This window comes from Paenibacillus sp. ALE3 (assembly GCF_054113405.1).
Map to the genome: position 1 here is coordinate 5322411 of NZ_CM134214.1, position 22644 is coordinate 5345054.

At 45.0% G+C, this 22644-nt stretch carries 20 protein-coding genes; 12 read left to right on the forward strand and 8 right to left on the reverse strand.

Features of this window, described 5'->3' with window-relative positions; genetic code table 11:
• Positions 1-276: 276 nt before the first annotated feature.
• Both ACXHJ2_RS23870 and gyrA read right to left on the reverse strand, forming a co-directional pair.
• Positions 277-1365 carry an HD-GYP domain-containing protein gene (locus ACXHJ2_RS23870; protein WP_165082286.1) on the reverse strand — a complete coding sequence of 363 codons (1089 nt, stop codon included), beginning with the start codon at positions 1363-1365 and terminating at the stop codon, positions 277-279.
• A gap of 217 nt (positions 1366-1582) precedes the next feature.
• Positions 1583-4135 carry a DNA gyrase subunit A gene (gene gyrA, locus ACXHJ2_RS23875; protein ID WP_165082272.1) on the reverse strand — a complete coding sequence of 851 codons (2553 nt, stop codon included), beginning with the start codon at positions 4133-4135 and terminating at the stop codon, positions 1583-1585.
• Between the two features lie 466 nt (positions 4136-4601).
• Between gyrA and ACXHJ2_RS23880 the strand changes: the two genes are divergently transcribed.
• Positions 4602-5429 (forward strand): YheC/YheD family protein, encoded by an 828-nt coding sequence (locus tag ACXHJ2_RS23880; RefSeq protein ID WP_165082270.1) that lies wholly within the window; start codon positions 4602-4604, stop codon positions 5427-5429.
• A 143-nt stretch (positions 5430-5572) separates the two neighbouring features.
• On the opposite strand, the gene gyrB is transcribed toward ACXHJ2_RS23880, so the two are convergent.
• The 6 genes from gyrB to dnaA form a co-directional block, all read right to left on the reverse strand.
• The gene (gene gyrB / locus ACXHJ2_RS23885; RefSeq protein WP_013368648.1) at positions 5573-7483 is read right to left on the reverse strand and encodes a DNA topoisomerase (ATP-hydrolyzing) subunit B; all 1911 of its coding nucleotides are present in this window, start codon (positions 7481-7483) and stop codon (positions 5573-5575) included.
• 31 nt (positions 7484-7514) lie between these two features.
• Positions 7515-7766 (reverse strand): extracellular matrix regulator RemB, encoded by a 252-nt coding sequence (gene remB / locus ACXHJ2_RS23890; protein ID WP_007433255.1) that lies wholly within the window; start codon positions 7764-7766, stop codon positions 7515-7517.
• A 16-nt stretch (positions 7767-7782) separates the two neighbouring features.
• Positions 7783-8898 (reverse strand): DNA replication/repair protein RecF, encoded by a 1116-nt coding sequence (gene recF / locus ACXHJ2_RS23895; RefSeq protein WP_013368647.1) that lies wholly within the window; start codon positions 8896-8898, stop codon positions 7783-7785.
• Between the two features lie 54 nt (positions 8899-8952).
• A complete protein-coding gene (yaaA, locus tag ACXHJ2_RS23900) occupies positions 8953-9171 on the reverse strand; it encodes a S4 domain-containing protein YaaA (protein ID WP_013368646.1) in 219 nt (72 codons plus the stop codon).
• Positions 9172-9208: 37 nt separating this feature from the next.
• Positions 9209-10351, reverse strand: coding sequence for a DNA polymerase III subunit beta (dnaN, locus tag ACXHJ2_RS23905; RefSeq protein WP_013368645.1), 1143 nt, complete (start codon positions 10349-10351; stop codon positions 9209-9211).
• Between the two features lie 186 nt (positions 10352-10537).
• On the reverse strand, positions 10538-11884 hold the full coding sequence (dnaA, locus tag ACXHJ2_RS23910) for a chromosomal replication initiator protein DnaA (protein WP_013368644.1): 1347 nt from the start codon (positions 11882-11884) through the stop codon (positions 10538-10540).
• Between the two features lie 788 nt (positions 11885-12672).
• Here dnaA and ACXHJ2_RS23915 point away from each other — a divergent pair.
• The 11 genes from ACXHJ2_RS23915 (at position 12673) to ACXHJ2_RS23965 (ending at position 22616) form a co-directional block, all read left to right on the forward strand.
• Complete coding sequence (locus ACXHJ2_RS23915) at positions 12673-12801, forward strand: hypothetical protein (protein WP_274597489.1); 129 nt, start codon at positions 12673-12675, stop codon at positions 12799-12801.
• A 173-nt stretch (positions 12802-12974) separates the two neighbouring features.
• On the forward strand, positions 12975-13109 hold the full coding sequence (gene rpmH, locus ACXHJ2_RS23920; RefSeq protein WP_007433250.1) for a 50S ribosomal protein L34: 135 nt from the start codon (positions 12975-12977) through the stop codon (positions 13107-13109).
• Between the two features lie 260 nt (positions 13110-13369).
• Positions 13370-13720 carry a ribonuclease P protein component gene (rnpA, locus tag ACXHJ2_RS23925; protein ID WP_013373922.1) on the forward strand — a complete coding sequence of 117 codons (351 nt, stop codon included), beginning with the start codon at positions 13370-13372 and terminating at the stop codon, positions 13718-13720.
• Positions 13721-13791: 71 nt separating this feature from the next.
• Complete coding sequence (locus tag ACXHJ2_RS23930; RefSeq protein WP_129548491.1) at positions 13792-14658, forward strand: YidC/Oxa1 family membrane protein insertase; 867 nt, start codon at positions 13792-13794, stop codon at positions 14656-14658.
• On the forward strand, positions 14655-15413 hold the full coding sequence (gene jag / locus ACXHJ2_RS23935; RefSeq protein WP_165082268.1) for an RNA-binding cell elongation regulator Jag/EloR: 759 nt from the start codon (positions 14655-14657) through the stop codon (positions 15411-15413). The genes ACXHJ2_RS23930 and jag overlap by 4 nt, the downstream gene beginning before the upstream one ends.
• Before the next feature lie 128 nt (positions 15414-15541).
• Complete coding sequence (gene mnmE / locus ACXHJ2_RS23940) at positions 15542-16918, forward strand: tRNA uridine-5-carboxymethylaminomethyl(34) synthesis GTPase MnmE (RefSeq protein ID WP_013373919.1); 1377 nt, start codon at positions 15542-15544, stop codon at positions 16916-16918.
• A gap of 97 nt (positions 16919-17015) precedes the next feature.
• Positions 17016-18905 carry a tRNA uridine-5-carboxymethylaminomethyl(34) synthesis enzyme MnmG gene (gene mnmG / locus ACXHJ2_RS23945; protein WP_013373918.1) on the forward strand — a complete coding sequence of 630 codons (1890 nt, stop codon included), beginning with the start codon at positions 17016-17018 and terminating at the stop codon, positions 18903-18905.
• On the forward strand, positions 18905-19627 hold the full coding sequence (gene rsmG, locus ACXHJ2_RS23950; RefSeq protein ID WP_040102455.1) for a 16S rRNA (guanine(527)-N(7))-methyltransferase RsmG: 723 nt from the start codon (positions 18905-18907) through the stop codon (positions 19625-19627). The genes mnmG and rsmG overlap by 1 nt, the downstream gene beginning before the upstream one ends.
• A gap of 386 nt (positions 19628-20013) precedes the next feature.
• Positions 20014-20832: a nucleoid occlusion protein gene (gene noc, locus ACXHJ2_RS23955; protein WP_013373916.1), complete on the forward strand. Its 819-nt coding sequence runs from the start codon at positions 20014-20016 to the stop codon at positions 20830-20832.
• 187 nt (positions 20833-21019) lie between these two features.
• Positions 21020-21781: a ParA family protein gene (locus ACXHJ2_RS23960; RefSeq protein ID WP_013373915.1), complete on the forward strand. Its 762-nt coding sequence runs from the start codon at positions 21020-21022 to the stop codon at positions 21779-21781.
• Positions 21774-22616 carry a ParB/RepB/Spo0J family partition protein gene (locus ACXHJ2_RS23965; protein WP_165082266.1) on the forward strand — a complete coding sequence of 281 codons (843 nt, stop codon included), beginning with the start codon at positions 21774-21776 and terminating at the stop codon, positions 22614-22616. Before ACXHJ2_RS23960 ends, ACXHJ2_RS23965 begins: the two co-directional genes overlap by 8 nt.
• Positions 22617-22644: the final 28 nt, after the last annotated feature.

The window sequence follows — 22644 nt, forward strand, 5'->3', positions numbered from 1 at the left end:
AACTGACGAGATAAAACATCTCATTGTTTGATTTTGCGAACAAAATCAGTTTACTCACTCGTTGTTCAGTTTTCAAAGATCAAACATTCTTTGTTTGCTTTAGGATTTCTTTCGTTCCCCTCAGCAACTTTTATAGTATATCATGTTGTTCAGGTTTGTGTCAACACTTTTTTTCAAGAGTGTTTTCTGCTTCTTTTATTTCAACACTTGAAGCGACAAGAAAGAATATATCATAAATCCACTATATTGTGCAACTGTTTTTTTAAAAAAACTCAGTTAAGTAACAATACACTCGATATAAAGCTCTCTTTGAAGCATCAGGTTAATGATCTCGCCATCTACTTGAATCAACGGACGAGTCGGGTGGTCTCGATCAGCAAATATAATTTCCCCTGTACGGTTATCATTGAGACGCACCTTGGTCCCATTATTAAATTGGGTTAGCTTTTGAATGAAGACTTGCACGACACTTGGGTCCAGCTTTCCAAATGATTCTGATTTGATTTGCTCTAGAACCAGATACGGTGATTGGGCAGGTCGGTATGTTTTCTCCAGAGTCATGGCATGGAATACATCAGCCACCCCTACGATTTTAGCGTATATGTGGAGTTGCTCCCCTTTAAGACGCAATGGATATCCAGTACCGTCCACTTTCTCGTGATGCTGAAGAGCTGCCAAACGCACACCTTCGTTAATAGCCTTCACATTTTTAAGCAATTGGTATCCTAGTGATGTATGGCGGCGTACTTCTTCTTGCTCTTCCCGCGTTAGTTGGGAGGGCTTGTACAGAATGGACGGGTCCATCTTAGCATTCCCTATATCATGAAGCAACCCGGCAAAAGCCACCTGCATCCAATCCTTTTGAGGCAACCCAATCCATTGTGCAATGGAGTAAGAGGTAAGGGAGGTTAGCACGGCATTGTGAAAAATATAGTCCACTTCGATCATACCAGGCGGAGTATAGGTCATTACATTATAGCGTTGGATATGCGCCAGCAAGGAATCTAGTTGTCCCCGCAACTCATATATAGATAAATTAGAGACGAGCACTGATTGAAACGCATTCTTAACAAGCATCACCATTTTGTCATACTCATCCTGGAATTGTTCAGATTCATCTCGCCCATCTAACGAAGCTCCCTGCGATTCAGCTGTCCCAGATCGAACAGTGGTAGGCTCGCTACCGGATTTTGCAATATCATCCGTCCCTACCTCTACTTGTTGAATCAGGAACGCCTCTAAAATCTCTAAGTCACGTGGTAGCAGAATTCGCCCTTTCGGTAGTAGCAAGCTGCCCATTTCAGTAAAAACGTCGCTTTGCAATTTAAGTCCTGCTTTTAATTCGGATACGGGTACAGTTGTCATGGTCAACCTCTCTGTTCTCACAACAGCTGCTCCAGCTGCCAGTTATGATGTCATTATATTACTTGGAAATGATCCTGTACATTCATTTTATGCCATTTAAAACGTACTGGTCTGAATTGATCAGCCTGAACAAGAAAAAAAAGACTCTCTTGACCAAATAGCCAGAGAGTCTCTTCAATCTAAATTTGTTGTTTCTATATTCAGGGCTTATTCGTTCTCAAGATTCTGAATCGTTACCTTCCGTATCTTCTGTATTCACTTCAAGAGTTGGTTCAGCAGATGATAGAGTTGGCTCCTCACCAGTTCCTCCATCCTCTAATAAATCCTCAAGCAGTTCATCTTGCTCCTCATTCTTGTTCGCACGACAAACCGTTGCAACCGAATCATCATCGCGAATATTAATCAGTCTTACCCCTTGCGTATTCCGACCCATCGTGGAGATTTCCCCCATGCTAGTCCGGATCAAGGTGCCACTAGCTGTAATAATCATCAAGTCCTCTTCGGCTTTTACAACCTTGAGGCCGACAACTGGGCCATTTTTATCGGTAACGTTAATCGTCTTGATCCCCTTGCCTCCGCGGCTCTGGATACGATAATCCACAGCAGGGGTACGTTTGCCATAACCCTTGGCCGTTACGATCAGAATATCCAGGTCGGTATTGACGATATCCATGCCGATTACAGCATCACTTTCATCAAGACTAATCCCTTTAACTCCTGTAGCACTACGTCCCATAGATCGTACATCACTTTCAGGGAAACGGATAGACATCCCTTGTGCTGTGCCGATAATCATTTCCTGCTGTCCATCAGTCAGCTTCACTTCGATCAGGGCGTCATCTTCGCGCAAGTTAATGGCAATCAGGCCGCCTTTGCGGATATTCGCATAGTCATCAAGAGGTGTTTTCTTAATAATCCCATGTTGGGTCGCAAAGAATAGATAACTGTCCTCCACAAATTCCTCAATTGGAATTACCGCATTGATCGACTCACCCTGTTCAATCTGAATCAGGTTAATAATCGGTGTCCCCCGAGCTGTCCGGCTTAAGTCTGGAATCTCATAAGCCTTAATCCGGTAGACCTTGCCCTTGTCCGTAAAGAATAACAAATGATGATGTGAATTCGTAATGAACAGATGCTCTACGAAGTCCTCATCTTTGGTATCCATACCTACTACACCACGACCACCGCGTTTTTGACTGCGATACGTAGTAACAGGAAGGCGTTTGATATATCCAGTATGGGTTACAGTAATAATAACGTCTTCACGCGGAATGAGATCCTCGTCAAGAATACTTTCTTCACCCACTGTAATCTCAGTGCGACGATCATCGGCGAAGCGTCCTTTCAGCTCATTCAGCTCTTCGCTAATGATGTTGAGTACCAGATGCTCATTCGCCAAAATTTCACGGTATTCCATTATCTTTTGAATCAGCTCGTTATATTCGTTCTCGATCTTCTCACGTTCCAAACCGGTTAAGCGTTGCAGACGCATATCGAGAATAGCCTGAGCCTGCTCAAGAGTCAGCGAGAAACGCTCAATCAGTCCTTCACGGGCTGCTTCTGCAGTTTGGGAAGAACGAATCAAGGAAATAACTTCGTCCAGATGGTCAAGAGCAATACGCAAGCCTTCCAGAATGTGTGCTCTAGCTTCGGCTTTTTTCAGATCGAATTCTGTCCGACGACGAATAACCTCAACCTGATGCTTGAGATAATAATACAAGACATCTTTCAGGTTCAAAATCTTCGGCTCATTGTTTACAATCGCAAGCATATTGATACCGAAATTGGACTGCATGGCTGTATGTTTAAACAGATTATTCAGAACGACGTTCGGGTTCACATCTCTACGCAACTCGATAACGATACGCATACCCGTACGGTCGGATTCATCTCGAAGATCCGTAATGCCTTCAATACGCTTGTCACGCACTAATTCAGCAATTTTCTCGACCAGACGAGCCTTGTTCACTTGGTAAGGCAGCTCATGCACGATAATCCGTGCTTTATTGCCAATCTCTTCTATGGTGGTCTTCGCACGCATGGTCACAGATCCGCGGCCAGTCTGATACGCCTGGCGAATGCCTGAGCGACCTAAGATATAACCTGCTGTCGGGAAATCCGGCCCTTGAATGTAATCCATAAGTTCCATCGGCGTAATGTCAGGGTTTTCGATCAGCGCTTGTACACCATCGATAACCTCTCCCAAGTTATGCGGAGGAATATTGGTTGCCATACCAACTGCAATCCCGCCGACACCGTTAACCAGCAAGTTAGGATAACGTGCAGGCAATACGACAGGCTCGTTCTCTTCACCATCGTAGTTAGGCATAAAATCAACGGTCTCTTTGTTCAAATCACGGAGCATTTCCATGGCTATCTTGGACAGCCGTGCTTCAGTGTAACGCATTGCTGCTGCCATATCTCCATCCACGGAGCCAAAGTTACCGTGTCCATCCACCAACATATAACGCAAGGAAAAATCCTGCGCCATCCGCACCATCGTATCATACACAGCCGTATCACCATGAGGGTGGTACTTACCGATAACTTCACCGACGATTCTTGCCGATTTTTTATAAGGCTTATCTGGCGACATGCCTAGCTCGGACATCGCGTACAGAATACGACGGTGTACCGGCTTCAGTCCGTCCCGCACATCAGGCAAGGCACGGCTAACAATAATACTCATGGCATAATCCATAAAGGATTCGCGCATTTCCACTCCGATATCCCTATTGATGATTTGCGAGTTATTTTGATCCGCCATGCTGGTCCTCCTTCTCATCCTTCAATACAGCGCTCTCTATGTGAAAAGCCTAACAAGACACTGCCTATATACTCCGCTCCTTGCGCAGGATTTTGGCTGAAATCCTCATCTGTATAATTATATTACTTTCACAAAAAGAGCACAATTAAACGCATTTGTCCTCTTTACAGCGTAAAACCCTCGTCATTCCCCTTCTGCCTGTAGCAGATTGCTATTTTCTTGTACAACTTACAAGCCCTGATTATAACAAATTCCCCTGAACTGGGGATTAGCCCCCACCCTAAGGGCCTTTTCCACATACAATACGTATACGGTCAGGGTTCTACTTAGCAAAATTCCGAAAAACGCCGTATTTCTCTATTATATCATTGTTTTACGCGCTTGTCCTTTAGTTTCCCTTGTTTTGTTAAAGGGTGTGAATTCCAGGTACATGACTCATATTTCGAAAAGAAAGGGATGAGAATACTTGTCTATTCAGCGAGTATCCAGTAAGTGGGCCAAAACAAATGCCATTCTTCCCCATCCGACATTGGCCGCTTATATACCGGAAACACGTTTGTACACGTTTGAGCACCTGAATGAAATGTTGGCGGTGTATGGAACTGTCTATATTAAGCCGGATAATGGTACTTATGGTAAAGGGGTTATGCGCGCAGAAAGGCAGACAGAGCAGCTTCCGCCGACAGAAGAAGGAATCATCGAGGAGAGAACTTGGTATGTGCTTCGCTATGAAGTAGATATCCTCACCTTTGAAAGTCTGGATGAGTTGCATAGGGTGGTTTCTTCTCGTATAAAGAAACGTCAATATCTAATCCAACGCGGAATTCCTCTTCTTCAGCATGAAGCCCGTCCCTTCGATCTGAGGGTATTAACCCAGATGAACTTGAGACATCACTGGGAAACAACGCTTATTGTAGGGCGTGTAGCTGCTCCTGACAAAGTCGTCACCAATCATCACAGCGGTGGGACAACGCGCTTTTTCAATGAACTGGTGGCTCCATATATGGATGTAAAGGAAGCCGTTCGACTGGAGCAAAAATTATCGAAAATGGGCGAGCGAGTAGCTTGGCAGCTACAAAAAAGATACCCTCGTTTAAGGGAAATCGGGTTAGATGTAGGATTGGATCAGCAAAACTATCCGTGGATTTTGGAGGTCAATACAAGACCAGCCATCAAAGTGTTCGCTTCCCTCCCAAACAAAAGCCTCTATCATAAAATATTCAGATATGCAGTAGGCTACGGCCGGTATACGGCATCCACAGGTAAACCTGTACGCTCTAAGAAAAAGGCCTAAAACATTGAAATTAAATATTCAAATCCATCCGGGCTGGTTAATGACAAGAAAAGGGACGCCCCATTTGGGCGCCCCTTGTGCACTCTTTCCTATACAATCCTAAATGAACAGATAACATAGCCATCAGGATGGAATAACACACATTAGAAATCTAGGTTTTTCACGTACTTCGCATGTTCTTGGATAAAGTCACGGCGAGGTTCTACATTGTCACCCATTAAGGTATTGAACAGCGTATCAGCCAGCATCGCGTCACTGACAGTTACCTGCAGCATTGTACGGCTCTCTGGGTCCATCGTGGTTTCCCAAAGTTGGGTCGCATTCATCTCACCCAAACCTTTATAGCGCTGTACATTGTACTTCGCGTTTTCTCCAAATTCCTTAATGATCTCGTCACGTTCCGCCTCAGAGTTCGCATAACGAACAACTTTGTTACGCTCAACTTTGAATAGTGGTGGCTGAGCAATGTATATATAGCCCGCATCAATGATTTTGCGCATGTAGCGATAGAAGAACGTCAGCAACAATGTGCGAATATGAGCACCATCGACATCGGCATCTGTCATGATAATGACCTTGTGGTAACGGGCTTTGGTGATGTCAAAATCATCTCCGATCCCTGTACCCATTGCTGTTACCATCGAACGTATTTCATCACTGGACAAAATACGGTCCAAGCGTGCCTTTTCAACATTCAGGATTTTACCGCGAATTGGCAAAATCGCTTGAAAGTGACGATCACGCCCCTGCTTGGCCGATCCCCCTGCTGAGTCACCTTCGACGATGTACAATTCACTGATCGAAGCGTCCTTAGAGGAGCAATCCGCCAGCTTACCTGGGAGCGAACTAATTTCCAACGCACTTTTGCGACGTGTAAGTTCACGCGCTTTGCGCGCTGCTTCCCGGGCTCGAGCTGCTTGTAATGATTTATCAACCACACGGCGGGAGACGGACGGGTTTTCCTCCAGGAATTCCTGGAGTTTCTCTGCGAACAGAGACTCGACAATTCCTCGCACTTCACTGTTGCCGAGCTTTGTTTTAGTCTGACCCTCAAACTGTGGTTCTGGGATTTTGACGGAGATGATCGCTGTCAAACCTTCACGTACATCGTCACCGGTCAAATTGGCGTTGTTATCCTTAATCAAGCCATTTTTGCGTGCATAATCGTTAATAATCCGGGTTAATGCACTCTTGAAACCTGATTCATGAGTTCCGCCCTCATGGGTGTTGATATTGTTGGCAAAAGAATAAATATTCTCGGTATAGCTGTCGTTATATTGCAATGCAACTTCGACCTGAATCATGTCACGAGAGCCTTCGACATAAATCGGCTGTTCATGCAGTGCTTCTCTTTTTTGATTCAGAAACTGCACATATTCACTGATTCCACCCTCATAGTGGAATGTATCGCTGGCGCCTGTCCGTTCATCGGTCAAGCTAATTGCAATGCCTTTGTTCAGGAAAGCCAGCTCACGAATCCGCGTCTGCAGCGTATCATAGTCATATACGGTCGTTTCGGTAAAGATTTGTTCGTCCGGATAGAAGGTCGTTTGGGTACCTGTCTCTTCTGTATCACCGATGACTCTGACATCATACTGTGGAGCACCACGATGGTATTCCTGCTCATATACATGTCCATCCCGTTTGACATGAACGATCATTTTGCTGGAGAGCGCGTTCACCACGGATACACCAACCCCGTGCAGACCACCAGACACCTTGTACCCTCCGCCTCCGAATTTACCACCTGCGTGAAGTACGGTCATTACGACTTCCAGCGCTGATTTTTTCATTTTGGCGTGTTCACTTACCGGAATACCGCGGCCGTTATCTGTAACGGTAATGCTATTATCTTTGTGAACGACAACTTGAATGCTGTTACAATAACCCGCCAGCGCTTCGTCAATACTGTTGTCCACAACTTCCCAGACCAGATGATGGAGCCCCTTGACGCTCGTGGAGCCAATATACATCCCGGGACGTTTCCGAACCGCTTCCAGGCCTTCGAGGACCTGAATCTCGCCCGCATCATAAGACGGTTGATTCATAGACATGCCTTTCACCTACTTCTATAGATTTCTATGGTTAAGCATTGGCAACAAACTGGTTTGCCCGCTTTTTGAGTGTTGTTGAGGAGATGGGGGAATAATACACCGTATTCTGAGTCACTACGATGGACTTGGCTTCCTCTTCGCCAATCATCTCGACATGCTTTTGCTGTTGGGCGTGGTTCACGTATTGTTTGGAGATTTTAGAGGATTTTTCAATCGAGATATCGAAAATAGCCACAAGCTCTGACGAGCGGATGATCTTTTCTCCACCCAGATGAATATACATACCGGTCACTCACTCCTTAGTGTTCCACATGCCCGTCGTGGACGTGATAAATATGGGCACCCTTAAGTCGTTCTGCGTTCAACGTCTCAATCCCGGTTGCCGTGATAAAGGTCTGTACCTTGCTTTGGAAAGTCTCGATCAGCTGAGTCTGACGATAGGGGTCCAGCTCGGACAACACATCATCCAGCAGCAGGATAGGATACTCCCCAATTTCCTCATGAATTAATTCTATTTCGGCCAGCTTCAAAGACAGGGCCGTCGTTCGCTGCTGCCCCTGAGAGCCATACGTATGCACTTCTCTGCCGTTAATGGCAAAGGCCAAATCATCACGATGGGGTCCCGCCAAAGTCATGCCACGGCGGATTTCCTGTTCCCTCATTTGGGATAACTTTATCATAAATCGCTCCAATAAGACAGCTTCATCTTCTTCCTCTGGCTCACCGAAAGAGGGAACATAGGTTAATTTTAACTCTTCTGTCCCACCTGCAATCCCTTCATGAATGGCCTGGGCCCACTTTTGTAGCTTTGTTATAAATTGTTTCCGCTTTTTTACAATTTTAACACCATGCTCAACAAGTTGCTCATTCCATACCTCCAGCATCAGCTGCACGGACGCCATATCTTTACCCCAAGCTTGCTTGAGCAGGTTATTCCGCTGAACCAGCACTTTCTGATATTGCTGCAAATGATACAAATATCCTGGCGCAACTTGTCCAATTTCCATGTCAAGAAACCGGCGGCGAACCCCCGGTGTTCCTTTGACAATTTCCAGATCCTCGGGCGCAAACATGACCACGTTTAACGAACCGATAAAATCGCTCAGCTTTCGCTGCTCTAGCCCGTTGATCTTTGCTTTTTTGCCTTGTGTGGATAACGAGAGATCCAATCTGATTTTCCCGTATTTCTTATCCACATCGGCAGCTAGATGGGTGGAAGTAGCCCCGAAAGAAATTAATTCCTTGTCGCGGGACGTTCGGTGACTTTTAGTTAAAGCCAATACAAAAATCGCCTCAACCAGATTCGTTTTGCCTTGCGCATTTTGTCCGATCAGCAAATTAACGGGCCCGAATTCATTCAGCTCCAGCTGTTCATAGTTCCGGTACTGCTGCAAAACAATGTTGTTCACAAACACATAGGGTCCCCCTTGTTATTCCGCACCTAAAAGGAGTCCTTGCCGTTCAGGCGATCATGCTCCTGCCGTAACCTCGAAACGTCCAATGTCCTCTACTTCTACGGTATCGCCTGGGTACAATTTTCTTCCGCGACGTTCTTCTGGCTCACCATTAACGCGGACTTGCCCCTCCTGCAGTAGGGCTTTAGCCATGCCTCCTGTGGATACACAATCGGCTAATTTCAAAAATTGATCGAGCTTGATGTATTCGGTCTGTATAGATATTGCTTTCAAGGCCTGTTCATCCTTTCGCTTGTTCGGGTGGGTGACGCTAGTTGGTTGTGCGATATGGCAGGATGATATACAGCGCATTGCTGGAATCTGCCGGTTTTAAAATAATGGGGCTCATAATGCCGGTAAAAGCAATCGTCAGCTGCTCGCTGTCAATTACCTTCAGCACGTCGAGCATATATTTGGAGTTGAACGAGATTTTGAGTGGTTCTCCCTCAAATTTGGATACATTTACTTCCTCACGCACTTTACCAAGTTCAGATGAGCTGGAGGAAATCTCTAGATCACCGTTTTCCAACGATTGCATTTTTACAATATTCGTTTTTTCCTCACGGGACAGCAAATAAGCACGGTCAATAGACTCGCTCAAACTTTTTGTGTCCACAATCAGTTCTGTTTTGTAAGAAGTCGGAATAATTCTAGAAGTATCAGGATAGGTGCCGTCCAAGATGCGGGAGTAAAATAACACGCGATCCACCTTAAATAATACCTGATTGTCCGCTACGACAATATCCACAAGCATATTTTGATCCGGAATAATTCTGCTCAGCTCATTGAGCGTTTTGCCTGCAATGACAACATTGCTAAAACGCAAGCCTTCAGACGTCTCCAAATGAGCGCTACGGGTGGCAAGGCGGTGGCGGTCCGTTGCGACAAATTTCAATTCGCCCTCAGCCAGATTCCACAATACACCAGTCAAAATAGGTGTCGTTTCATGGGTAGAGATGGAGAATACCGTCTGTTTAATCATATTTTTAAGCAAATCACCTGGCACAGAGATCACTTGATTTTCCTCAATGTTGGGAAGCACCGGAAATTCTTCAGGGTCCAAACCAACGATCTGAATTTCAGTAGCACCGGATGAGATAAAGGTTTGGAATTGGTCTTTTACCTCCATACGGATCTCCTGAGACGGCAACTTTTTGATAATTTCAACAAAGAATTTAGCGGGTAGCACTACACTGCCGGGTTGTTCGATCTGAACGACCGTTTGGTCACCATCCTCCATCGGAATAAAGGATTGAATAGAGATATCTGTATCGCTAGCGGTCAGTGTGACTCCCTGGTGATTCACATCCAGCTTAATACCACTCAAAATTGGAATTGTCGTCCGACTGGATATCGCTTTGGATACATGTTGTATGGCCTCGTTCAAAACGTTTTTCAGAATGCTAATCTTCATAAGTTCCTCCTACGGGTTTTAATCCTTCAAGCACGCGTTGACGCGGGCCTTATATAGGTGATGTATATATTTAAAATATATTAGTAATAGTAATAGGCGCACTGAATATGTGGATAACTATCTGTAACCCTAATAAAATCAAGCCTATCCACATGTGTATAAATTGTGTATAGGCTCTGAACTTGTTCAGGTTGGATTTTTGATTTTTTCTATTAGGTTGTTGATAACTTTAAATAGATCCTGATCCACTTGAATGGATTTGGAGATTTTTTCGTGCGCATGAATGACAGTCGTATGATCACGTCCGCCGAAAGCTTCACCGATTTTCGGCAAAGAATAGTCGGTTAGCTCACGGGAAAGATACATGGCAATCTGCCGTGGGAAAGCCACAGCCTTCGTCCGTTTACGCGCTTTGAAATCTTCCAGCCGTAGATTATAAAATTCCCCGACTTGATGCTGTATATCCTGAATCGTGATCATTTTTGGACGGCTGGATGGGATAATATCCTTTAACGCCTCAGCCGCGAGATGGCTTGATACATCCTGATTGGTTAAGGAAGAATAAGCGACAACGCGAATGAGCGCTCCTTCCAGCTCACGGATGTTTGTATCAATTTGATTCGCGATATACATCATGGCCTCATTAGGAATATCCAGGTTTTCCGCCCGCGCCTTTTTCCGAAGAATAGCAATTCTCGTCTCCAGATCCGGCGGTTGAATATCCGTAATCAGTCCCCACTCGAAGCGAGAGCGCAGCCGTTCTTCCAGCGTTGGAATTTCTTTAGGCGGCCGATCGCTTGAGATTATAATCTGCTTGCGTTCCTCATGAAGCGCATTGAACGTATGGAAAAATTCCTCTTGCGTCGATTCCTTGCCCGCAATGAATTGAATATCATCAATGAGCAAAATATCAATGTTGCGATATTTATTCCGGAAACTTTCCCCACGGTTGTCGCGGATGGCATTAATGAATTCGTTCGTAAACTTCTCCGACGATAAATAAACGACCTTGCTGGTCGGATTGTGCTCCAAAATATAGTGTCCGATAGCATGCATCAGATGCGTTTTCCCCAGACCTACACCACCGTATAGAAACAGCGGATTGTAAGCTTTGGCCGGCGCCTCGGCGACGGCCAGCGATGCCGCATGGGCAAAACGGTTCCCCGATCCGATGACAAATGTATCGAATGTATATTTGGGATTCAGCATATGGGACACAGCTTCTTCTTGAACGACCGGCTGCTGCTGAGGTTGTTGCTGAAGGTCGACCTCGGCGGGCTTGTTCTCTTCAATAACGAACTTGACCTCTAAATGCTTGCCCAAAATCTCATAAACCGTTGCTCCGACTAACTTGGTATAGCGGCTTTCAAGCCATTCCACGGCAAAAGTTGTCGGTGCAGAAATCACAATGGAGTGGTCATTTAGTTTCGCTGCCTTGGTAGCCTTAAACCAAGTATCGTAACTCGGCTTACTCAGCTTGGTTTGTATAATGGATAGAATTTGCTGCCATAGTTCAGAGGTATGGCTGTCCACAGACGTCACTCCTTTTAAATCCTGACATTTTACCGAATTAAGCTGCAGAGAGCTGCTCTCGGCGCTTCGGCAAAACGCCTAAAATCACAAAAATATTGTTGAAGGCCATAAAAAGACATACCGCCGCCTAAATCATGCGGCAGTGTAGTGAGAGAACGCAGCACAAAATGCCCTGAAAAATAGTAATGGAAAATTCCACTGCTGATCAGCAGAAGAAGGGCGATATTTCTCAGGAGGGAATGTGCGGCACGATCCGTTCTCTTGATCCCGCAGGCCAAAACGGGACTGCAATATGTCGAAATCAAATGAAAAATGTAGAATATATCCCCAGAATCCCGAATCCGCACAAAAATAAAAAGATGGATAAATTGAACTTGTTCACAACTTTATCCACAGGGTGTTGATAATATGGAGGGTAAAACAACATATTCACATTCAAAAGTAATATCATCATAGCAAAAGAAGCCTTGTATTTCAATGACTCGTGGTTATTTATCCACAAATTCAATCTGTTGTGTACAATTTTTATTCACAACACAAGATATTGTTTATAATTTGTTCAGTTTTCGACAATAACTCTTTTTCACTCTAAAATGTTATGCACAGGTTATGACCATTTAAATCACAATTCCATTCTTTTTGTGGATCTGTGTATAACACCTGTTGCCTTTTGGTTACAGCGGCTTGTTTTTGTGTTGAAAATTTCCGGTAACGTTTCCGACATTATTTTTGGCAAATCAGATGGTGGGGATCTGAAACGATGTGGGTTCAAATGCGGAACTAAATAAATGAAAAAAAGAGCAGTTAAAAGAGCAGTATATGTGAGGGACGAAATTCACAGTAAAATGTTGATGAATCTTGAGCATGGAGAAGAAGCGAAAAAATCAGGAATAAAGGGGAAGAAAAGAGTAGAGTGAATGATGGGGGAAGACGGAGAGGGTTACTGAATGTGAAAAAGAGGGAGAGAATTCAGAAGTACATTGACTTTGGCCGCTATTTGTGGTTAAATGTACAAAGGTGTTTTTTGTGGAGATTGCTATGTTAGGTATATTCCATATAAAACGTATTCCTTGTAAGGAGGTGCAGCACAATGAGACCGACTTTCAGACCGAATGTCAGCAAACGTAAAAAAGTTCACGGCTTCCGTAAAAGAATGAGCACGAAGAATGGCCGTAAAGTTTTGGCAGCTCGTCGCCAAAAAGGTAGAAAAGTATTGAGTGCGTAATGCGTGCATAAAGACCACTACGGTGGTCTTTTTTTTCATAATTGAAGTATTTATGGATCGGATTGCTTCTTCTAATTGTAGAAAGGTAGTGTCAAAAGAGGGACAAGCCCTGCATCCTGCTCTATATTAGATGAAGTTTTTGAAAACGGATATAAAATAAGCGAGATTACCATGTTGGAATATTGTCCATACTTCTTACTATATAAGAGGTAAGGGTTGCTTACCGATATGTGTAAAAGAGATGAGCAAGGAGAAGCGCCGTGCAAAAAAAATTGCGTCTACGAAACCGGGCGGACTTTGGGCGCGTATACCGCCATGGCAAATCTTTTGCCAACCATCAGTTTGTGGTGTACTGGTTCCGCCGCAGAGAGGTAGAGCAGTTCCGCGTCGGAATTTCGGCTAGCAAGAAGATCGGCAATGCAGTTGTCCGCAACCGGATGCGCAGGATCGTTAAGGAAATCGTGCGCCATCATGAGCAGGAATTGGTGGAGCAGATTGACCTGATTTTTATCGTTCGTAAGGGTGCGGTTACAAAGTCGTATCAAGAGCTGGAGAAAAGCGTGCTGCACGTTTTGCGCAAAGCCTCGCTGCTCAAGTCTACGCGCCGATAATCAGTATCTTTGTCCTACAGGATATGGTATGATTTACGTTGGAATGGATTGGTTAAGAAAGGGGTTATGAAGTGTCGCGTTTGAAGACTCAACGGGGAAAATGGTTCCTCCTGATTGCCTTATTGGCACTTGTTGCTGTGCTGTCCGGATGTACCCAGGCGGCTCACAATTCTTACACGACGGCAGACTTGGCCAATGGATCTTGGTGGCAAAGATATGTCGTTTACTGGTTTTCGTATGCGCTGGATACATTTGCCCAATGGTTCTCTGGAGAATATGGCCTGGCCGTACTGATTCTGGTGATCATCGTGCGTACCATTATTTTGCCGCTTACACTCAAGCAAGTACGCAGTTCTAGAGCAATGCAGGCTATTCAGCCGCAATTAAAAGAAATTCAAGCGAAATACAAGGATACACCTGAGCGAGTTCAGCAAGAAACGATGAAATTGTTTCAAGAAAACAAGGTTAACCCAATGGCGGGCTGTCTGCCTTTGTTAGTACAGATGCCCATTTTTATCGCGCTTTATAATGCCATTTATTATAACTCGGCATTGCGGGATCATGACTTTTTGTGGCTCCAGTTAGGTAAACCGGATCACTTCTTTATCCTGCCGATTCTAGCAGCGATTACGACTTTTATCCAAACTTGGATGATGATGAAAATGAATCCGACACCGCAGCAAGGACCAATGCAATTTTTGCTGTATGTCTATCCGGTGCTGATTCTATTCATGTCGTATAACTTCCCGTCTGCTTTGCCGTTGTACTGGTTTTTCAGTAATATTTACACGATTGTTCAAAACTATTTCCTTTATCGGAATAATGATAAGGACGCAGCATTGGCTAATGTGAAAACAGCCAGTCTCACGAAAACAGGTTCCTCTAATGGTAAGAAAAAAAGTGGTAAAAACACGAAGGGGGCTAAAAAGTCGAGATGACCAAAGTCGTGACATCAGGAAAAACCGTTGAAGATGCTGTAAGACAAGGACTCTCCCAGCTGGGAGTAAGCCGTGAACGGGTAACCGTAAACGTGTTGGAACAGCCGTCAAAAGGATTCCTGGGGTGGCTAGGGGTCAAAAAGGCGAAGGTGGAGCTTACGCTGCTTTCTGAGCCGTCTCCTGAAACCACACACACGGCTGAAACTCATGTATCGGCTCAAGCACCTTCTGACGTGGGACAGGCTGTATCACAAGCTGGGTCTGTTGCGCAGGAAGCGCAGAGGAACATGGAAGCATCCAGGGGACATATAGATCCTTATGAAGAGGCGGTGCGTTTCATCCGTGAAACTGCTGCAGGCATGGGACTGGACGTCGAAGTCGATGTCCGTCATCGCAAGGATGAAAGTACTCTGGATATCTCCGGTCCATCGCTCGGTATGCTAATTGGCCGCAGAGGACAGACATTAGATGCCTTGCAGTACCTGACGAATATTGTTGCTAACCGTCATTCTGATAAATTTATCCGAATTGTGCTGGATGCCGAGCAATTTCGTGCACGTCGGCGGAAAACGCTGGAGGATTTGGCGGAACGATTAGCGAACCAAGCTGTTCGCTATGGCAAGGAAGTGGTACTGGAGCCAATGCCGTCCCAGGAGCGGAAGCTGATTCACGCCAAGCTCCAGCAGCATGCGCTGGTTAGAACATACAGCAAGGGGGACGAGCCTAATCGGCGCGTTGTCATTGCCAAGAAATAATCCGACGCAATGGCTCTCTGCAAGCTGCAGAAGCCATTGCTTTTTTTCTTATATTTCACACTGAAACGGGTGCCGTCCTTGATGAAGGGCGGCAATGCCGTTTTTACTTGATAGGAGGTAGAAACGATATGCTGAGCGATACCATAGCTGCCATTGCAACGGCTGTCGGCGAGGGCGGCATTGCAGTTGTGCGGGTCAGCGGTCCAGAAGCGGTCACGGAAGTGGAGGCTTTGTTCCGTAGTAAAACGCCCTTAAGTAAGGTTCCGACGCACACGGTACACTATGGACATATTATAGATCCTCAAAGCCAAGAGAAGGTGGAGGAAGTTTTAGTTACAGTGATGCGGGCACCACGCTCTTTTACAACAGAAGATGTGGTAGAGATCAGCACTCATGGCGGGGTGGTAGCCGTTAAACGAGTGATGGATTTGTTACTGCTGCAAAATATACGTCTGGCTGAGCCAGGTGAATTTACGAAACGTGCTTTTTTGAATGGTCGTATTGATCTGAGTCAAGCGGAGGGCGTCATTGACTTAATTCGCTCCAAATCGGATAAAGCCTTTTCGATGGCTTTGAAGCAGGTGGATGGGCAACTGTCCCAGAATATTCGTCGTTTGCGTCATGTTTTGGTCGAGACACTTGCTCATATCGAAGTAAACATTGATTACCCTGAGCATGATGTAGAATCCTTTACGTCTGAGTTAATCAAGGATAAAAGCAGCCAGGTCATGGCGGAAATTGATCGGCTGTTGCATACAGCGGAGCAGGGGAAAATTTTGCGTGAAGGGCTTACTACAGCGATTGTCGGAAGGCCGAATGTAGGCAAATCGTCACTGCTAAACACATTAGCTCAGGGCGAACGGGCGATTGTGACCGATATTCCGGGTACGACCCGTGACGTTATTGAGGAGTATGTGACGATTAATAATATTCCGCTCAAGTTGCTGGATACAGCTGGAATCCGGGAAACGATGGACGTCGTGGAACGGATCGGGGTAGAGCGTTCGAGAACGGCAGTGAGTGAAGCAGATCTGCTGCTCATCGTCATTAATGCCAACGAACCACTGCACGAGGATGAAATGGCATTAATGGAACAAATCCGCGGTAGACAAGCGATTGTTATTATGAATAAAATGGACTTACCGGCCCAAATAGACCGGGATTTGTTGCTGCGCTATGTTCCTGAAGAGCTTATTGTGCCGATGTCTGTGAAGGAAAATGAGGGAGCAGATCGGCTGGAGCAGGCTATATCGAATTTATTCTTTAGCGGCAAGCTGGAATCAGCGGATATGACGTATGTCAGCAATGTACGGCATATTGCTTTGCTGAAGAAAGCGCGCCAATCATTGGTAGATGCCTATGAAGCCGCTGATCAATTAGTTCCGATTGATATGATCCAGATTGATGTAAGGCTGGCATGGGAGCAGTTGGGTGAGATTGTAGGCGATACTGCGCATGATGCGTTAATAGATCAAATATTTTCACAATTCTGTCTGGGTAAGTAGAACATTCAAGCATGGCTGTTTTAAGCCTGCTATCGTTATAGATACACAAGAACATATTCGGGGTGAAGACTCGAATGTATAAGGAGGTAAGAGAGGTATGGGATATCAAGGAGGCGACTATGATGTGATTATCGTCGGTGCGGGCCATGCGGGCGTAGAATCCGCCTTGGCAGCAGCACGGATGGGCTGTCGTACATTGATGATCACAATTAACCTGGATATGGTCGCATTCATGCCCTGCAACCCGTCTATTGGTGGTCCCGCAAAGGGTCATGTAGTACGGGAAATTGATGCATTGGGCGGCGAAATGGGTCGGAATATCGACAAGACATTTATCCAAATGAGAATGTTAAATACTGGCAAGGGTCCTGCCGTGCATGCCTTGCGTGCGCAAGCAGACAAGTTTTCTTATCAGCATGCGATGAAGGAAACGATGGAGAAGGAACCGAATCTGACCTTACGCCAAGGTATGGTTGAAGAACTGATTATAGAAGACGGTAAATGCGTAGGTGTAATTACGAAGACGGGCACAGAGTATCGTAGTAAAGCAGTTGTCCTGACTACTGGCACCTATCTGCGCGGGAAAATCATTATGGGTGAGCTGATGTATGAGAGTGGTCCGAACAATCAGCAGCCTTCGTTGAGACTTTCTGAACATTTGAGAGAGCTTGGTTTTGATCTAGTTCGGTTTAAGACAGGAACACCACCACGTGTCCATAAGGATACAATTGATTTTAGTAAAACAGAAATACAGCCAGGCGATGATCAGCCGAAGTTCTTCTCCTATGAAACGAAGTCCTCGGATAATGAGCAGCTTCCTTGCTGGCTGACGTATACTTCAGTGGAAACACATCAGATTATTAATGATAATTTGCATCGTGCACCGATGTTCTCTGGTCTGATTGAAGGAACGGGACCACGTTATTGCCCATCTATTGAAGATAAAGTGGTGCGTTTCAGTGATAAGCCGAAGCACCAAATCTTTTTGGAGCCTGAGGGTAAAAACACATCTGAATACTATGTTCAAGGCTTGTCGACAAGCTTGCCAGAGGATGTGCAATTAGCAGTACTGCGTACCATTCCAGGGATGGAAAAGGTAGAAATGATGCGTAATGGTTACGCTATTGAATATGATGCGATGGTACCTACTCAGTTGTGGCCTACTTTGGAAACGAAAAAAGTACCTGGCTTATTCACGGCAGGTCAAATTAACGGGACATCTGGTTATGAAGAAGCTGCGGGTCAAGGAATTATGGCTGGTATTAATGCAGCTCGTAAGGTGCAGGGCAAAGAGCCTGTCGTACTGGATCGTTCTCAAGGCTACATTGGGGTTCTGATTGACGATCTGGTGACGAAGGGTACAAATGAGCCATATCGCTTGCTGACCTCCCGTGCAGAATACCGTCTGTTGCTCCGGCATGATAACGCGGATCTGCGATTGACTCCGATTGGGCATGATATTGGCCTGATTACAGATGAACGATACGAGCGCTTTTTGGATAAAAAACAAAAGGTAGAGCAAGAAATTGAGCGTTTGCGTTTAGCTAAAGTTCGTCCAGTTGATGTAAATGAGATGCTGGAGCAAGGTGGATCTGCACCGATACAGGACGGCAGTAATTTGTTAACGGTACTGCGTCGACCTGAGATTAGCTATGCACAAGTGGCACAAATTTCACCTTCACCTGTAGCCCTTACTGAGGAAGAGCAAGAACAGGTGGAGATCCAAATTAAGTATGCGGGCTACATTGAAAAGCAGTTGATGCATGTAGAACGCCTGCAAAAGATGGAGAAGAAGAAGCTTCCAGAGGATATCGCATACAATGAAGTTCAAGGCTTGGCCATTGAAGCCAAGCAGAAACTTGAGAAGATTCGTCCGATGTCCATTGGTCAGGCATCCCGTATCTCCGGTGTAACTCCTGCAGATATTTCCATTTTGCTGGTTTATCTGGAGCACTATAACCGTGTAACGGCAGCGAGGGGATCTTAATGGACGCGATACAACAGCAGTTCAAGCAGCGGCTGGCAGAGCATAGCATTGTGATTAATGACAGTCAGTTAGAGCAGTTTGAAACATATTACCGTGTGCTGGTTGAATGGAATGAAAAAATGAACCTGACGGGTATTACTGAGCGAGAAGCGGTGTACACCAAGCATTTTTACGATTCTGTTTCACTTGCCTTTTATGTTCCGTTAAATGATGTGGAGAGCCTGGCTGACATTGGGTCAGGCGCAGGTTTCCCTGGTATCCCTTTGAAAATATGTTTTCCACATATTCAATTGACCATTGTAGACTCATTGAACAAACGGATACAATTCTTAGCACATGTTGTAGAGCAGTTGGGACTGGAAAATGTCGAACTGATTCACAGCAGGGCAGAGGAATTGGGACGCAAAGCAGGATATCGTGATAGCTATGATCTGGTCACAGCCCGAGCCGTTGCCCGTCTCGCGGTACTAAATGAATTTTGTCTGCCTTTTGTCCGTGAAGGTGGGCACTTTGCAGCGATGAAGGGTAGCGATCCAACCGAAGAAATCAAGGAAGCTTCCTACAGTTTGAAAGAGCTGAAGGGGAGAATTAAGCATGTTCAGGCCTTCCAGCTACCTGTTGAGGATGCAGCTAGACATATGATTATTATTGAAAAAAGAGCAGCTACACCACGGAAATACCCGCGTAAGCCAGGTACTCCTTTGAAGGCTCCGTTAGTGTAAATGTTTGAAAGAAAGTGAATGTTTCACGTGAAACATTCACTTTTTTTATGGTTTATAGATCTTTGCTTAAGAAGACTCCTTGCGTAATACCCTCTACATAATTTTATTCTTTTATCCTTTCGAAAAGCTGGTAGAGACGATAGGATTATGACTGGAAAAGTGATAGAATAGAGATAATCGTTTTAGTGTAAGTTGGCTGCTTCCCGTACTCATGATTTCAGATATACATATAGGGAAGTGGGACAACAAATGTCAGGGGAGTACGTGGAGTGTACCCGCTTACGGCGCTGTCTCATATAGAAGGGTCTACAATCCCCGTAAGGAACTGTTTTTCACGAAGCGCTGTTTGTATGGTGCTATTATGAAATTAGGTGGTATTATACGGAATGAAAGAACAATTTTCCAAGCTATTTGGTTTGACGGAGCGATCCAATGGGGACGAAATAAAACAAATTCCAGTTCGGGATATTGTCAGCAGTCCTTATCAGCCCCGCACCATATTTGACGACGAGAAGATTGATGAGCTATGCCAAACTATTAAGACGCATGGTGTAATTCAACCGATTGTCGTTCGTTTCCGTAATGGACAATATGAAATTATAGCAGGGGAACGTCGTTGGAGAGCTGTCACCAAGCTGGGTATGGAGACGATTCCAGCCATTGTTCGTGAGTTTAATGATTCACAAGCTGCATCCATCGCGTTGATTGAGAATCTTCAGCGTGAGGGTCTAACTGCGATTGAAGAGGCTGTAGCTTATCAAAAGCTGATTGACCTGCATCAACTTACCCAGGAAAGCCTCGCTCAGCGACTTGGCAAAAGCCAATCCACTATTGCTAATAAAATACGGCTGCTTCATTTGCCGGAGAGAGTGAAAGAGGCCCTAATGGAACGGAAGGTGTCCGAGCGTCACGCCCGTGCATTATTGTCGTTAGAGACCGAAGAACTACAGTACAAGGTTTTAGATGAAGTAATTGCTAAGGAACTCAATGTGAAGCAGACAGAGGCACGAGTTGCCTTTTATAAACAAGTATCCACGATTAAGAAATCAAAGCGGATTTCCTTTACTAAGGATGTCCGGCTTGCGCTGAATACGATTCGTCAATCCATTGATATGGTGTCTGGCTCAGGGTTGGATATCAAAACAAAGGAATCTGATCATGAGGATCACTATGAGATTGTCATTCAAATTCCCAAACGTAAGTAAGGGATGAAGCGTACAGCGGCAGCAATTGCCGCTTTTTCTGTCTAACGCCAACATAAAACCGCAGCATACTCGTATTCTATTTTGAAAATTGCCGTTATCCGTAAGTTAAGGACTAAGTAACGTCTTCATAGAGCTTTTGCAATCATGGAACGTAGCAGGATTCCGATTAAATTATGAGGTGAATGAAGTGTCAAAAATAATAGCCGTAGCCAATCAAAAGGGCGGAGTAGGCAAAACGACTACTTCCGTGAATTTGGGCGCCGGACTTGCTTCCCTCGGCAAAAGGGTATTGCTCGTGGATATCGACCCGCAAGGTAATACAACCAGCGGTGTGGGTATCAATAAGGCGGATGTGGCAAATTGTATTTATGATGTACTCATTAACGAGGTTGACCCTAGCGAGGCGATTATCAGTACACAGGTCGAGGGATTGGATATTATCCCGGCAACCATTCAATTAGCAGGTGCTGAAATCGAACTGGTACCAACTATTTCTCGCGAATTGAGATTAAAAAGATCACTTCAGCTCGTCAAGCATAATTATGATTATATATTAATAGATTGCCCTCCATCGCTGGGTATTTTGACGCTCAATTCATTGACGGCTTCCGATTCAGTCATTATTCCGATCCAGTGTGAATATTACGCGCTGGAAGGATTAAGCCAATTGTTGAATACCGTGCGATTAGTACAAAAACATTTAAATACCTCTTTGCAAATTGAGGGTGTGTTGCTAACCATGTTTGACGCCCGCACGAACTTGGGTATTCAGGTGATTGAAGAAGTGAAAAAATATTTTCAAAGCAAAGTTTATCAGACGATTATTCCACGCAACGTGAGACTCAGCGAAGCACCATCACATGGCCAGTCCATTATTACGTATGATCCCCGGTCTCGTGGGGCAGAGGTATATATTGAGTTGGCAAAGGAAGTGGTATCTTATGAGTAAACGGTTGGGAAAGGGACTGGACGCACTTATTCCCTCCCTTACAGTCAGTGACGAGGATAAGGTTGTTGACATTCCGCTCAGTCAGTTACGGGCGAACCCATACCAGCCTCGGAAAACGTTTGATGAGGAGTCTATTAAGGAATTAGCGGAATCCATTCGTCAGCACGGTGTTATCCAACCCATTATTGCGCGTAGTGTCTTGAGAGGATATGAGATTATAGCCGGGGAAAGGCGGTTTCGGGCATCTCAATTTTGTGGGAATCCGACCATACCTGTGGTTGTTCGCAATTTTACAGATCAGCAGGTAATGGAGATTGCCTTGATTGAGAATTTGCAGCGTGAAAACTTAAATGCAATGGAAGTGGCAGTAGCTTATCAGGGGTTAATGGATCAATTCTCCTTAACTCAGGAAGAGTTGTCCATGAAAGTGGGAAAATCACGTTCACACATTGCCAATTTCCTTCGCTTGCTTGGATTGCCTGAGGAGGTTAAAGATCATGTTTCACGTGGAACATTGTCTATGGGGCATGCTAGAGCAATTGTTGGGCTCAAAGATCCAGACATGGTAAAACAACTAGCCTTGCAATGCATTGAGCAACAGTGGAGTGTTCGTGAACTCGAGGAAGCCGTACAGCAGTTGGATCATAAGCCTGGAGAAACAAAAGCTAAAGCAAAGGTACGAAAAAAGGACCCCTATATTGACCATATGGAAGAGTCCCTACGCGAGCGTTTTAAAACAACTGTGAAGATCAAGCACAATAAAGATAAAGGCAAAATCGAATTGAATTATTACAGCCAGCAGGATTTAGAAAGATTACTGGAGCTATTACAGTAGTCTGTAAAAATATGGACATGTCTCCTTG

Bases quoted from the DNA above. Each gene is read 5' to 3' on its own strand.
- ACXHJ2_RS23870 (WP_165082286.1), bottom strand. From the start codon at position 1,365: ATGACAACTGTACCCGTATCCGAATTAAAAGCAGGACTTAAATTGCAA.
- gyrA (WP_165082272.1), bottom strand. From the start codon at position 4,135: ATGGCGGATCAAAATAACTCGCAAATCATCAATAGGGATATCGGAGTG.
- gyrB (WP_013368648.1), bottom strand. From the start codon at position 7,483: ATGTCTATGAATCAACCGTCTTATGATGCGGGCGAGATTCAGGTCCTC.
- remB (WP_007433255.1), bottom strand. From the start codon at position 7,766: ATGTATATTCATCTGGGTGGAGAAAAGATCATCCGCTCGTCAGAGCTT.
- dnaN (WP_013368645.1), bottom strand. From the start codon at position 10,351: ATGAAGATTAGCATTCTGAAAAACGTTTTGAACGAGGCCATACAACAT.
- ACXHJ2_RS23915 (WP_274597489.1), top strand. From the start codon at position 12,673: ATGAAAAAAAGAGCAGTTAAAAGAGCAGTATATGTGAGGGACGAAATT.
- rpmH (WP_007433250.1), top strand. From the start codon at position 12,975: ATGAGACCGACTTTCAGACCGAATGTCAGCAAACGTAAAAAAGTTCAC.
- jag (WP_165082268.1), top strand. From the start codon at position 14,655: ATGACCAAAGTCGTGACATCAGGAAAAACCGTTGAAGATGCTGTAAGA.
- mnmE (WP_013373919.1), top strand. From the start codon at position 15,542: ATGCTGAGCGATACCATAGCTGCCATTGCAACGGCTGTCGGCGAGGGC.
- mnmG (WP_013373918.1), top strand. From the start codon at position 17,016: ATGGGATATCAAGGAGGCGACTATGATGTGATTATCGTCGGTGCGGGC.
- rsmG (WP_040102455.1), top strand. From the start codon at position 18,905: ATGGACGCGATACAACAGCAGTTCAAGCAGCGGCTGGCAGAGCATAGC.
- noc (WP_013373916.1), top strand. From the start codon at position 20,014: ATGAAAGAACAATTTTCCAAGCTATTTGGTTTGACGGAGCGATCCAAT.
- ACXHJ2_RS23965 (WP_165082266.1), top strand. From the start codon at position 21,774: ATGAGTAAACGGTTGGGAAAGGGACTGGACGCACTTATTCCCTCCCTT.